At 62.5% G+C, this 12513-nt stretch carries 12 protein-coding genes; 1 reads left to right on the top strand and 11 read right to left on the bottom strand.

The window, feature by feature from the left end:
• Window positions 1–510 precede the first annotated feature (510 nt).
• A complete protein-coding gene (locus F4Z81_13330) occupies window positions 511–1131 on the top strand; it encodes a GNAT family N-acetyltransferase (GenBank protein ID MXW06030.1) in 621 nt (206 codons plus the stop codon).
• A gap of 8 nt (window positions 1132–1139) precedes the next feature.
• Here the strand turns inward: F4Z81_13330 and F4Z81_13325 are convergent, their stop codons facing one another.
• From F4Z81_13325 to F4Z81_13275, 11 genes are all read right to left on the bottom strand, one after another.
• Complete coding sequence (locus F4Z81_13325; GenBank protein MXW06029.1) at window positions 1140–1949, bottom strand: carbohydrate ABC transporter permease; 810 nt, start codon at window positions 1947–1949, stop codon at window positions 1140–1142.
• 146 nt (window positions 1950–2095) lie between these two features.
• The gene (locus tag F4Z81_13320; GenBank protein MXW06028.1) at window positions 2096–2890 is read right to left on the bottom strand and encodes a sugar ABC transporter permease; all 795 of its coding nucleotides are present in this window, start codon (window positions 2888–2890) and stop codon (window positions 2096–2098) included.
• A gap of 21 nt (window positions 2891–2911) precedes the next feature.
• Complete coding sequence (locus F4Z81_13315; GenBank protein MXW06027.1) at window positions 2912–4324, bottom strand: extracellular solute-binding protein; 1413 nt, start codon at window positions 4322–4324, stop codon at window positions 2912–2914.
• Window positions 4325–4367: 43 nt separating this feature from the next.
• Window positions 4368–5186: a DUF72 domain-containing protein gene (locus F4Z81_13310; protein ID MXW06026.1), complete on the bottom strand. Its 819-nt coding sequence runs from the start codon at window positions 5184–5186 to the stop codon at window positions 4368–4370.
• 15 nt (window positions 5187–5201) lie between these two features.
• On the bottom strand, window positions 5202–6530 hold the full coding sequence (locus F4Z81_13305; GenBank protein ID MXW06025.1) for a 2-oxo acid dehydrogenase subunit E2: 1329 nt from the start codon (window positions 6528–6530) through the stop codon (window positions 5202–5204).
• A gap of 27 nt (window positions 6531–6557) precedes the next feature.
• A complete protein-coding gene (locus F4Z81_13300) occupies window positions 6558–7538 on the bottom strand; it encodes an alpha-ketoacid dehydrogenase subunit beta (GenBank protein MXW06024.1) in 981 nt (326 codons plus the stop codon).
• A gap of 22 nt (window positions 7539–7560) precedes the next feature.
• The gene (locus tag F4Z81_13295; GenBank protein ID MXW06023.1) at window positions 7561–8586 is read right to left on the bottom strand and encodes a thiamine pyrophosphate-dependent dehydrogenase E1 component subunit alpha; all 1026 of its coding nucleotides are present in this window, start codon (window positions 8584–8586) and stop codon (window positions 7561–7563) included.
• A gap of 33 nt (window positions 8587–8619) precedes the next feature.
• Window positions 8620–9300, bottom strand: a complete 681-nt coding sequence (gene lipB, locus F4Z81_13290; GenBank protein MXW06022.1) for a lipoyl(octanoyl) transferase LipB — start codon at window positions 9298–9300, stop codon at window positions 8620–8622.
• Window positions 9301–9379: 79 nt separating this feature from the next.
• Window positions 9380–10210 carry a carbon-nitrogen hydrolase family protein gene (locus tag F4Z81_13285; protein ID MXW06021.1) on the bottom strand — a complete coding sequence of 277 codons (831 nt, stop codon included), beginning with the start codon at window positions 10208–10210 and terminating at the stop codon, window positions 9380–9382.
• A gap of 107 nt (window positions 10211–10317) precedes the next feature.
• Entirely contained in the window at window positions 10318–11472 is a 1155-nt protein-coding gene (locus tag F4Z81_13280) for a TIM barrel protein (protein MXW06020.1), read from the bottom strand.
• Window positions 11473–11493: 21 nt separating this feature from the next.
• Window positions 11494–12384 (bottom strand): phytanoyl-CoA dioxygenase family protein, encoded by an 891-nt coding sequence (locus F4Z81_13275; protein ID MXW06019.1) that lies wholly within the window; start codon window positions 12382–12384, stop codon window positions 11494–11496.
• Window positions 12385–12513: the final 129 nt, after the last annotated feature.

Genomic DNA, 12513 nt, shown 5'->3' with positions numbered 1-12513 from the left:
GTTACATAGACCGAAAAGGTTTTGATGGGCATGGGATACTCATCCGGAATCATCACCTGTACATCACGAATCACTTCATTCACCCGGATCGACTGGACGCTTTTCTCCTTCAATTCGCGTATCATATCGTTGAGATCGGTGAATGTAAGCTTCATGGAAAGGCTCCTCTCCGGCCACGGGCCGTATACCTGCAAATCGGTATGACAGCACAAGAATGAGGGACGCAGCGCAGGCAGGCCTGCAGAACGTGTTGCGACCTGAAACTAAAGCTGGATCTTATCGTGGCGTAGGTCTGCAATCAGGCTAAGCGGAAAGAGCGTTCCTGTCAAGCGGTTTTTGGCTGGTTTGCGTACGGTTTCACCGGCGGTCGTTCGGGTCATCGCAAGGCGCGCCCACGCACTGCCAGACCCCGCTTGACATCCGATAGCATTCGATCTAACTTTCAGTGAAAAGTACAGGAGTTCAGGCACCCTATCGAAATCGAGCGCCGCCGGCTGGCTGTTTTCGGCAATGCGAGGGAAAGAAAGCAGAAGGGAGTCCTCTATGCTGGATGAAATCCTGGCCCAGGAATATCCAAAACAGGAGACGTTGAAGGACGGTACCAAGGTTACGATCCGCCCGCTCGAAGCGGACGACGTGGAAGCGCTGTACGCCTTCTTCCAGTCGATCCCGCGCAAGGACCGGATCTTCCTGAAGGACGATATCCGCGACAAGAACATCATCCAGGGATGGTGCAACAACATCGACTGGGATGTCGTCATCCCCATCGTGGCGATCGTGGACGGCGATATCGTCGCCGAGGTCTCGCTGCATCGCGAGCGCCGCGGCTGGAAAAGCCATATCGGCAAGCTCCGCCTCGTCGTACACCCCGATTTCCGCCGCCAGGGGCTGGCCGTCGATATGATCAACGAACTAATCGCCGTCGCCCTTCACACCGGGTCCATCGAGCAGCTCAACGCCGAGTGCATGGTGGACGTCCAGCGCGGCGCGATCCTCCTGCTGCAGCTCGTGGGGTTCGTGCAGCGCGCCATCCTGCCCGGCCAGGTCCGCGACATCGAGGGAACCGTGCACGACCTCGCCCTGCTTTCCTACACCCTGCGCGACCAGGAAGACTTCCCGGCCCTGGACTAGATTCGATCCTACCCCTTCACCGCGCCGATCGTGATACTCCGCACGAAATAGGGTTGGAAGACGAGAAAGAAGGCGATCATGGGCAGGGCCGACACCGCGGCCCCGGCCATGAGCAGGCCGTAGTCGGTGTAGTACTGGTTCTGCAGGGCGTTGAGCCCGATCTGCAGGGTCATCATCGAACTCCGGTTTATCACGATCAACGGCCACAGGAACTCGTTCCACACGCCCATGAAGGTGAAGATGGCCAGCACGCCCATCCCGGGCTTCGCCAGCGGCAGGATCACCCGCTGAAACACCCCCCATTCCCCGCATCCATCCATGCGCGCGGCCTCGATGAGTTCCGTGGGCAGCGTCTGCAGGAACTGTTTCATCAGGAAAATGGAAAAGGGCATGATCAGCGCCGGGACGATCAGCGCCTGGTAGGTATTTATCCAGTCCAGTTTGACGATCAGCGCGTAGAGTGGGATGATCGTCAGCTGGCTCGGGACGAACATGAGGCTGATCACCGTCCAGAAGATCGCCTGGCGTCCCGGAAAGACCTTCTTGGCCAGCGTGTAGCCGGCGAGGGTCCCGAGGATCACGTTGGATGCCGTCACCGTGCCCGTCACGATGAGGGAATTGGCCATCCAGGTGCCGATTTCGGAACCATTGAACAGGCGGGCGAAATTGATCCACGAATGGGGCGACGGCACCAGACTCGGCGGGAAGGCAAGGACCACAGACGGAGTCTGGAACGCGGTAACGACGATCCAGTACAGCGGCATCAGCGTCAGCACCGCGAAAAGCGCGAGCAGGATCTTAAAAGTGTATTGTAACATATCCTTGAAACTTAGCCGTCCTGGTTCTGAATACGTGGGGCTTCTGGCGATTCGTATCAATATTCCACGTCGCTGGCCAGCCACTTGTACTGCAGCACGGCGATACCGGCCAGGCTGAGGGAAAGCAGCGTCGCTTCGGCGGCGGCCTACCCGAAATCAAAGTATTCGAAGGCGTCGGTATAGATCAGATAGACCAGCGTGGTCGTCGCGTAATCCGGGCCGCCTCCCGTCATCATGAGCACCTGGGTAAATACCTGGAAGGAGGCGATCGTGCTGGTAACGAGCAGGTAGAGCACCGTCGGGCGGAGCAGAGGCAGGGTGATCTTCCAGTACTGTCGCCACGGACCGGCCCCGTCCAGACGCGCCGCCTCGTAGTAGCTGGCCGGAATGCCGCCCATGGCGGCGGTCAGCAGCACGATGGCTGCGCCGTGCCCGCCCATGATCGCCATGAACATCAGGGAGGGCAGGGCCATCTGGGGATCGCTGGTCCACAGGTAGGGTCCCAGTCCCGCGTAGGACAATACGTAGTTGAGCAGGCCCCGGGCCGGGTTGAACAGCCAGAGCCAGACCAGGGAGAGGATCGCCCCGGACGTCACCACCGGGAGATAGAACGCCGATTTGAAGATGACCTGGGCCCAGGCGTATTTCAGACCGAAAATGACGTAGGCCAGGAACAGCGAGATCAGCAGGCTGGCGGGCACCACCCCGCAGGTGTACAGGACCGTGATGCCCAGCGCCTTCCAGAACAGGTCGTCCGACAGCGCGTAAGCGTAGTTTTCCAGGCCGGTCCAGACCGGTTGTCCCCCGGGAAAGTAGTCGGCGAAACCGAGGAAGATCGTCGCGGCCATGGGCAGCATGTTGAAGACCGCGAAAAGCAGGAGGGGCAGGAGGAGGAACAGATAGGCCCAGCGTTCCCTGAAGATCGTTCGAGTGAGGCTCAATGCGATGGGACCCTCCGGCGCTTACTCCGCCCCGGCGCGCAGGCGGCGTTCGATGTCTCTGCGAATGAACCGGTTACCCCGCCTGGCCAGGTCGTCGAGCGCCTTCCTGGGCGTGGCCTGCCGGGACATGGCGGCCTGGAAGGCGCTCAGGGTCATGTTCACCAGGGGAATGCCGTATCCCTGTATGGCGTCCTTCGTGCCGTATCGCGCCACACGCAGTACGTACTGCTGGAAGGGATCGTCGGCCCAGACGTCCAGTGCGGAATACCTGGTCGGAAGGGTGGACATGGCGTAGGCCGCTTCCCGTTCGTGGCGGGTGTTGGTCAGGAACTTCGCCAGGGCAATGGAGAGTTCGCGTTTTTCCTCGTCCTCCTGCCTGAACACACAGGGGGAATCGGCGACCACGAAGGCGCCGGGATCGATTCCCGGCATAGACGGGTACATCATGGGATAGAGCTCGATGACCCCCTCCTCGATGACGCCGGTCTCAAGCGCGCGCTCATGTGCACGCCGGGTACCGTGATGGGCCTGGCGCATGGCGAGCCTTCCCGCGTTCCACAGATCGGTCACGTCGTTGTTGCGCAGCCCCGCTGAGCCTGTCGGTACTACGCCGTGCACGTGCTCCAGGTCCACCATGAACTGCAGGGCCCTTACTCCCATCTCGCTGTTGATCACCAGGCTGTCGCCGCTGTCGTTGAACTGCCGCGCGCCGTGCCCCCAGAAGAACGGCATCTGGTCCTGCTGCGGAGAATTCCGCTGGAAGGGCATGGCGAAGCCGTATACGTCGACCTCGCCGTCGCCGTCGCGGTCGAAGGTCGTCGAGCGGGCGGCGGCGAGGAACTGATCGTAGGTCCAGAGCCGGTCTCCCTCGCTCGGGAGCAGATGCACCGCGTCCCGTTCCCGGAAGATCTCCAGATTCGCCACCATGTACCGGTTGCCGCCGATGAACGGCAAGAAGTAGTGTTTGCCTTCGTACTCGCTGAATCCGTAGAAGGATCCGAAATCCCGGATGTCTTCCTCTGAGAGATCATCGTCGAAGGCTTCCAGGAGCCCGAACCTGGCGTATTTCAACGCGATGCCCGACGTGCTGATCAGGACGTCGGGCGGACGTCCGGAAGCCACGGCGATATCGATCTTCTGAAACCCGCTGGTCCAGTCGAGGGTTTCGATGTCGATGTGGATCTTGCGGTCCGGATACCGTGCCTTGAAGTCCCGGACGACCTTGTTGTACCAGTCCTTGACGGTATACTGCGCCCGCCGGGGGTCATCCAGCGGGACGCCGTCCAGTTCGTGGCCGGTGACGCCGACCCAGTAGTCCTGGGTCCAGAGCGTGAGCCGTATCTCGTCTTCATCCAATGGTGCGTCCGCCGCACAGGCGCACATTGCCAGCAGGATCGATCCGATCACGAGTGATTTGCCCATGGTGCAACCCATTTCAGATCAGACTCTACAGGTTTCAGAACAGGCTTAACTGGTTTCAAAACAGGCTCAGCTGGCGGTCGAAGTCCGGGGTGGCCGTGTCCAGTCCGAGCAGCCGCTTCATCCGGTTGCAGTCGGTGGGTGAATGGCCGGAAAAGTAGTTGTTGAAGAACCCGTACAGCGTGTCGACCCGGGGGAGGATGTCGCGCTTCAGACGTTCCGCCCACTTGATGAGCTCCTGGGTGCGGTCCACGACGGATTCCCGGAAGTGGCCGATGCGCGGGTCCTCCGTATTGCCCATCCATCGGATATAGGTGAAATCCGCGGTGATCTCGGGCACGATCGGCATGACTCCGGGATAGTCCTGCATGGTCCAGGCCACGCCATGCGTCCGGAGCAGGTCGAACACCTCCGCCTTGATCCATGACCCGTGCCTGAACTCGAAGGCGAAGCGGAAGTCGCTGGCGGGCAAGAGTTTCAGGAATGATCCCACCCGGCTGAACGTCTCTTCGTTGCACCGGAATCCGGGAGGAAGCTGAACGAGCACGCAGCCGAGACGCTCGCCCAGGAGGGCCATGCTGGCCAGGAACGGGGTCAACAGGTCCTCCGTGTCCACCAGGCCCCGTTCATGGGTGATCTCGCCGGGAAGTTTGGCCGTGAAGCGGAACGTCCCCGGGGTGCGGTCGTGCCAGGACGTCACCACCTCCGGCCTGGGGATGAAGTGGAAGGTACTGTCGATTTCGAGGGCGTCGAAGACCCGGGCGTAGTGCTGCAGGAGGACTTTCCGGTCGGCGTCGCTGGGGTAGAAGGATCCAAGCCAGTCCCTGTAGGTCCATCCCATCGTGCCGATATGCAGGGAGCCGGGTTCGGGCGTCATTTCCGGGCCGCCGGGTCAGGCCCCGACCCGGTCGGTATCGAAGGACTCCAGGTTCTGCGTGATGTCCCGGATGAACCGGGCCGCGTTGAGGCCGTCGATGAACCGGTGGTCGAAGGACAGGCTCAGGAACATCATGGAACGGATGGCCAGTGAATCGTCCGCCTGCACGACGACCTGCTTCTTGACGCTTCCGGTGGCGATGATGCCCGCCTCGGGCTGGTTGATGATCGGCGTGCCGAAAAGGGTGGCCCACATGCCCGGGTTCGTCAGGGTGAACGTGCTGCCCTGCAGGTCGTCCGGGGTCAGCTTGCGGTCATGAGCCCGCTTGGCCAGGTCGTGGGCCGCGGCGGCGATTTCCGAGAAGTCCATCTCGTCCGCGTGGCGGATCACCGGTACGACGACGCCCTTTTCCAATCCGACCGCAAGCCCCATGTTCACGTGCTTCCACTGCAACACCCGGTCGCCGTCCATCGTGGCGTTCAACATGGGGTTCGCCCCCAGGGCGTCGACGATGGCGGTGATGAAGAACGGGGTCAGCGTCAGCCGGATGCCGGTCTTCTGCTGGAACCGCTCCCTGGCCTCGTCCCGGTAGCGGACGACGTGGGTCATGTCGACTTCCGACACGGAGGTCACGTGGGGGGACACCTGCTTGCTGAGGACCATGTGTTTGGCAATGGTCTTGCGCAGGGTGTCCAGGTTCACGACGCGGGCTTCTTCGGTGCCGGCCGGCCGGGAAACCGATACGTATTCCGATTCGTCTTCCTGTTCCGCGGCCGGTTCGGGAATGCGCGACGCGCGCCGTTCCAGGTAGGCAAGCAGGTCGTCCCGGGTCAACCGGCCGCCCTTGCCGGTTCCTTCCAGGGACTCGAGCGTAGCCATGTCTATACGCTCTTCCCGGGCGATGCGCAGCACGAGGGGGGAGTAAAACCGCTCGGAACGCCGGCGCCTCAATGGCCCGCCGTCGCCGGCCTCCGCGGCCGGAGTCCGTTCATCGGCCTCGATTGTCTCTACTTCTCCACCGGCATCACCGGGCTGCTCAGCCGTCTCGGTTACACCCGGTTCGTCCGGCCCACCCGGTCCACCCGGTCCGCCCGGTCCGTCGGCCTCGTCATCCCCCGTATCGATGACGCCGATGACTTCTCCGATGGCCACGGTCGTACCCTCGGCCACCCGGATCTCGCTCAGCACGCCGCCCGCGATGGCGGGGATGTCCGTGTCGATCTTGTCGGTGGTGATCTCCACCACGGACTCGTCGCGCTCGATCGGATCGCCGACTTTCTTCAGCCAGCGGATGACCGTTCCTTCTTCCACGCTCTCGCCGAGTCTGGGCATCACGATGTTCACGTAGCGTTTCCTCTTAGTGCCTGGCGGTCAGTAGGCCAGGAGCTCTCTCAGGGCCGCGGTCACCTTCTCCGTGTTCGGCAGGAAGAACTGCTCCAGCGGCGGACTGAAGGGGACGGGCGTGTCGATGGCCGCCAGCCTGCGGACCGGCGCGTCGAGATGCTCGAAGGCTTCTTCGGCCACTACCGCGGCGATTTCACCACCGAAGCCGCCGGTCAGCGTATCTTCATGGACGACCAGGAGCCGGTTCGTTTTCCGGACGGACTCGAGGATGGCCTGCTTGTCGTAGGGCAGCAGCGACCTCAGATCGAGCACTTCCGTCTCGACCCCCTCGCCGGCCAGCGTTTCCGCGGCGTCCAGGCTGTGAAAGACCATCTTGCCGTAGGTTACGATCGTCGCGTCGACACCCTCCCGGCGGACCGCCGCCTCTCCGATGGGTACGGTATAGTCCTCTTCGGGGATTTCTTCCCGGATCCGGGGAAAACGGTAAAGGCCCTTGTGTTCGAAGTACAGGACCGGGTTGTTGTCGCGGATCGAAGACTTGAGCAGGCCTTTCGCGTCGTAGGTCGTGGCCGGCGCCACGACCTTGAGGCCGGGCACCTTGCAGAACCAGGCCTCGGGGTTCTGGGAATGGAAGGGACCGGCGTTGCCGATGGCCCCCGAGGGGCACCGCACCACGAGGGGCACTGCCGCGCCCCAGCGATAGTGGGTCTTGGCCACGTTGTTAACCAGCTGGTTGAACCCGCAGGTGATGAAATCGGCGAACTGCATTTCGGCCACGGGCCGCATGCCCATGAGCGCCGCGCCCATGGCCGCGCCGATGATCACGGATTCGGCGACGGGCGCGTCGATCACGCGGTCCTCACCGAAATCGTCCAGGAATCCCTTCGTGATCTTGAAGGCCCCGCCATAGACGCCGATATCCTCGCCGAGGCAGAAGACGCTTTCATCCCGTTCCATTTCTTCGCGGAGTCCGGACGAAATGGCTTCAAGGTAGGTTACGGGCGGCATGGGCAGGCTCCGGTTGGGGACATCAGTCCGCGTAGACGCCCTGGAGCGCTTCTTCGGGTTCGGGCAGGGGACTCTGTTCCGCGTAATCGACCGCGTCGTCGACGATGCCCTTGACTTCTTCCTGGATCCCGTCGATCTCCTCGCGGGTGAAGTACTTCCTTTCCAGCAGGAGGTTCTCCGCCTTCGTGACCGGATCGTTGTTCCACCCGTCCTCCATGATATCCTTGGGGACATAGAAGGCGTCGTCGTGCTGGGCGTGGCCAAGCAGCCGGGTGCAGCGGGCTTCGATCAGGGTCGGACCGCCCCCCTCCCGTGCGAGATCCACGGCGTCCCGCGTCGCCTTGTACACGGCGCGGACATCCGTGCCGTCCACCAGCGCGCCGGCGATGCCGTAACCCCGGGCTCTGTCCACGATGTGTTCGCAGGCGTACTCGTAACGGGTGGGCGTGGAGTAGGCGAACTTGTTGTTCTCGACGATCAGCACCATGGGCAAACTATGCACGGCCGCAAAGTTGAGTCCTTCGTGGAAATCGCCGATGCTCGAGCCGCCTTCGCCGATGTAGGTCAGGGAGACCGCCCCGCCGCCGCGTATCTTGCTGGCCAGGGCCACACCCGCGGCCACGGGGATATTCGCGCCGAGGTGGCTGATCATCCCGACGATGTGGTGGTCCCAGTTGCCGCAGTGCATGTTGCCGTCTTTGCCGGCGGTCGGTCCGTTGGCCCGGCCCAGGTACTGGCACATCATGTCCCGCGCGGTGTGCCCGCGTAGGAAATGGGCGCCGATCACCCGGTGCATGGGGACCAGGATGTCCGCGTCTCCCAGGGCGTAGGCACTTCCCGCGGCAATGGCCTCGTGTCCCGCGCCGGCGTAGGCCGCGCCCACGAGCCGGCCCTGCCGGAAGAGACGGTATACGCGCTCTTCGAATTCCCGTTGAAGGCGCATGGTGTGGTAGAGCGTTCGGTAGTCTTCCCGGCCGAGGCCGAGATCGTCCAGGTCGGACGCTGCAAGGTCGGGGTCGGACAGGGCGGGGGCGGTCTCAACGTTCATAACGCCTCCTGGGTGCGGTATGGCGTTTACTGATCATAGTCTCTGCTGCAATTCGGGCAGGCTCGTCTCCTCGAAAGCCATGCCGAAGACGTCGCCAAGGTTCCGGAGCAGGCTTTTCTCCACCTCCTCCATCGATACCGGCTGTCCGAGCAGCCGCTCCATCGAGGTGACCTCGCGGTCGGCGATGCCGCACGGGACGATTCCCTCGTACAGGGAGAGGTCGGGACGCACGTTCACGGAAAACCCGTGCATGGCGATCCACCAGCTGACCCTGATGCCCAGGGCCGCGACCTTACTTTCCTCCACCCAGACCCCGGTAATCCCCTCCAGGCGGCGTCCCTCGATGCCGAAATCCCCCAGACACCCGATGATCGCGGCCTCGAGGTCGCGCAGGTACCGGTAGACGTCCTGGTACCATGCCGCGATATCGAAGATCGTGTACCCCACCAGCTGGCCGGGGCCATGGCAGGTGATGTCTCCGCCCCGGTCCGTTTCGTAGACCCGAATGCCACGGGTCTGGAGCGTTTCTTCCCCGTAGAGCAGGTGTTCGCTGGCTCTCAGCCGACGACCGATCGTGTACGTGGGAGGGTGTTCGAGCAACAGGAGCACGTTGTCTATCAGGCCGGAACGACGCGCCGCGAGCAGACTCCGCTGAAGAGACAGCGCCACGCCGTATTCCATCGAGCCGGCCCGAACAACCCAGCAAGGCAGCACCTGCCCTCCTCATGTACGGCGGCCTCGTATTCTCCAGGCCCTGTACCCCGGACAACCTAAGTTCCGGGGGGCCGTTCTGTCAAGGTTTTTCTCCCTCGACGATGGGTCCGTAGAACTCCACCCGGCGGTCTTCCAGGCGGTCGAGTTCATAGGCCTTGGCCACGTTCACGATGTGCTTCTCGCGAGCGCCGGCAAGGTCCAGGTCGGCGAAGATGATCTCCTCGCGTGACCGGTCTCCTTCGGCCAGCGTGCGCCCGGTGAAATCGACGATCTTGCTCTGTCCGATGAAATTGGTCCCGCGCTCCCGCCCGACCCGGTTCACGGCGATGTAATTGACGCGGTTCTCGAAGGCGCGCGTGTTGACCACGAACTCGGTGTTGCAGTCCGCGCCGACCGGCCAGTTCGTGGGCAGGGCGATCAATTCCGCGTCATGGAGCATCATCACGCGGGCGCTCTCCGGAAACGCCGCGTCGTAACAGATATTGAGCCCGATCTGGCCCACATCCGAATCATACACGCGAAAAGGGCGGTCGCCGGGGGACAGGAAACGGTCGATCCCGAGATAGGGCAGATGGATCTTGCGGTAGTGGCCGATCAGCCCGTTAGGCGCGATGAAGGCCGCTGAATTGTATATGCTTGACCCATCCGCCTCCAGCAGGCCGATGATGACGTGGAGGTCGAGATCCCGGCAATGCCGTTCCAGGCGCTCGGTGTAAGGCCCGGGAACGGGCTGGGCGTACGCCCGGGCTTCCTCCAGGTCGTAGAAACAGTACCCGGTCAGCGCGCACTCGGGAAACACGGCCAGGTCCGCTCCCGCGCGGGAGGCCGTCTGCATGGCGTCGAAGACCCTGGTGAGATTCTGCTCGGTCGCGGCGAGTTTCAGGTCCATCTGCACGCCGGCGACCCGTATGGTATCTGGCATTTCTCCCCCCGTCTGCCTGTGGGCTGTGTTTCGGGATTATACGCCTTCGAGGGCCGGAAGTTGCCGGAAGGGAACGGCTAACCTGACCCCGTGCCCTATCCCTGACCCTTCCGGTATGCCGGCATGGCGCTCAATCCGGTCGAGGAAGGATGGAAGAGGCGGGTCAGGTGGGCTTCGATGACACCCCGGTTGAGATCGGGGCGCTCCATGCAGGCCACGACCAGTTCGTGGTCCACCCGTTCGGTCATTTCGGCGATGGCCTTCATGCGGTCGATGGAATTGATGAGGGCTTGCCGGATGGGGATGCGCTCCGGGAAGATGTCGATGCCCATGTAACCCCGGTAGCCGTACATCTTCAGCGCGTACATGCCGGCGAAGATCTGCTCCGGCGATACGATGCCGACCTGCAGGTCCTGGTCGTAATTACCCAGGGGCTGGCTGTTCCAGTGCGTGTGGGCCAGCCGGCCCTGCCGGAGGATGCGGCTCAGGGCATAGGGGAAATCCTCGAAGCCCATCAGGACGTGGCCGAGTTCCGGATTCAGGCCCACGATGGCGTGGCCCTCGTCGATCAGAGCCCGGTTCTCGGGGGCCCGGAGCCGCTCGTCCACGTTCTGGGCCATCAGGATGCCGTCCGTGGTGTTCCGGTAGATATTGTTCCCCCGGGGCTCGTAGGGCTTGGGTTCGATGGCCGTCCGGATCCCGGGCACGGCGTCCAGCGCCTCGGCCAGGCCCGACTCGAAGAGGTCCCACATGGCGTAAAAATCGGTCCCGAAATTGAGTTCGTAGCCGTCGCCGCCGGGCCACACGACCATGAAGTCCGTATCCAGTTCCCGGTTCATCCGCAGCGTCTCGATCACCCGGTCGATGGCGGCGCGACGCGCCTCGGGCACGGGGGACGACAGGGAGCCGAATTCGAACTGCGCGTCCCAGAAGAGGTTGGGGATCACCGTGATCAGCCGCACGCCCGTGTCCTTTTCCAGCTGCTGGTAGAGATGGGCGTTGTCTTCGTTGATTTCGTTGGGATAGTGGGCCTCGATGCCGCACAGGCCGTATTCCGCCAGTTCGCCGGCGATGTCCAGGCGTTCCTCGATGGAATAGGGTTCCATGTAGGCTTCGTGGAAACGGATCTGGGACGGCGAGAAGAACCAGACGCCGGCCGAGATCTTCAGTTCGAGCGGAAAACTACCGAGGTGTCGCACGAGGTCATCGCCTCTGCGCACTGTTGCCTGGTCCCGAAGGTCTGCGAACATAGCCGTCTCCTGAGGTAAGCGTTAGCCCATGGCGAGTCGTTTTTTCTGTGCTGCAAGCATCTCTTGTTGACGTCTGACACGTTCGGGCACCAATCGCTCCCGCGGCGCGGCCGGTTTGAAGTCCAGGCGTTCTCTGCCCAGTCCCGAAAGGACGGCCCGTTCCACCGGAGAGAAGCCTTCGGGATCGTCGCGATTGAAATCCATCGGTTCCTTGAGCGCGACCGGGGGATTGGTGATGAAACGGGCGCGGCCTGACGGGTTGCGGGACGCGGAGTGCAGAATGAACGGATGCAACAGCACGACGTCTCCCGCGTTGCCCGCAATTTCCGCGAAGTCCCTGCAATTTGAGATCAAATGGCCGAAACTGCCGCTGGGCAGCAGGCCCTGTGGATTTCCGTATAGGTGCCGCGCGACGTGCTGCACCGAATCACAGGCGACAAACGTGCCGCCGCTTCTGGGTAGTATGTCGGACCATACGACGATTGTCAACAATCCCTGCTCCGGACTGTCCAGGAAGTGGCGAAAGAAATCACCGTCCTTGTGCCAGCCCTCGCGCTGGGTCTCCGGTGGCTCCCAGACCTCGTCCGCGCCGTATGAGAAGTTGATAATGAAACCATCCCCCCAGGACGGCTGGGTGTTTGCCAGGCGGTCTTCACCGCCCAGCAGGTCGCAGATGGCGTCCCATGCCATCGGCGCGGCTTCTCGAATCGGAACCTGGTTCATCGATGGAAGATGCACGCGCGGTTCCTCCCAGGTCGCGGCATCATCAGGATCATAGCCGAGACGACTGAAGGCGAACGCGCGCCATTCGTCGGCCAGTTCCCGTGAAAAACAGTCCCGCAGGACGACATGCCCACGTCGGATGAAATGGTCTACGTCTGATTCGGTCAGCGCCCTGTAGCTTTTCGCCATGATACCCTGGGAGTCGTTCCGGCAACCTCGTGCCCTTTTGCCCGGGCATCCTCGTACCGGCTAAGCGGATTCAGATTCGGCTGCGTGAGATCAGATTGGTGGTATTCCAACAAGATTATAGGAGTGAAA

It is taken from the genome of Gemmatimonadota bacterium (assembly GCA_009835325.1).
Lineage (GTDB): Bacteria > JAAXHH01 > JAAXHH01 > JAAXHH01 > JAAXHH01 > JAAXHH01.
Note: the sequence above shows the minus strand (reverse complement) of the source record. Positions and strands in the feature narration are given on the sequence as shown.

Excerpts from the sequence above, each read along its gene's own strand:
- F4Z81_13330 (MXW06030.1), top strand. The coding sequence starts at position 511 with ATGCGAGGGAAAGAAAGCAGAAGGGAGTCCTCTATGCTGGATGAAATC.
- F4Z81_13325 (MXW06029.1), bottom strand. The coding sequence starts at position 1,949 with ATGTTACAATACACTTTTAAGATCCTGCTCGCGCTTTTCGCGGTGCTG.
- F4Z81_13315 (MXW06027.1), bottom strand. The coding sequence starts at position 4,324 with ATGGGTTGCACCATGGGCAAATCACTCGTGATCGGATCGATCCTGCTG.
- F4Z81_13310 (MXW06026.1), bottom strand. The coding sequence starts at position 5,186 with ATGACGCCCGAACCCGGCTCCCTGCATATCGGCACGATGGGATGGACC.
- F4Z81_13300 (MXW06024.1), bottom strand. The coding sequence starts at position 7,538 with ATGCCGCCCGTAACCTACCTTGAAGCCATTTCGTCCGGACTCCGCGAA.
- F4Z81_13295 (MXW06023.1), bottom strand. The coding sequence starts at position 8,586 with ATGAACGTTGAGACCGCCCCCGCCCTGTCCGACCCCGACCTTGCAGCG.
- F4Z81_13280 (MXW06020.1), bottom strand. The coding sequence starts at position 11,472 with ATGTTCGCAGACCTTCGGGACCAGGCAACAGTGCGCAGAGGCGATGAC.
- F4Z81_13275 (MXW06019.1), bottom strand. The coding sequence starts at position 12,384 with ATGGCGAAAAGCTACAGGGCGCTGACCGAATCAGACGTAGACCATTTC.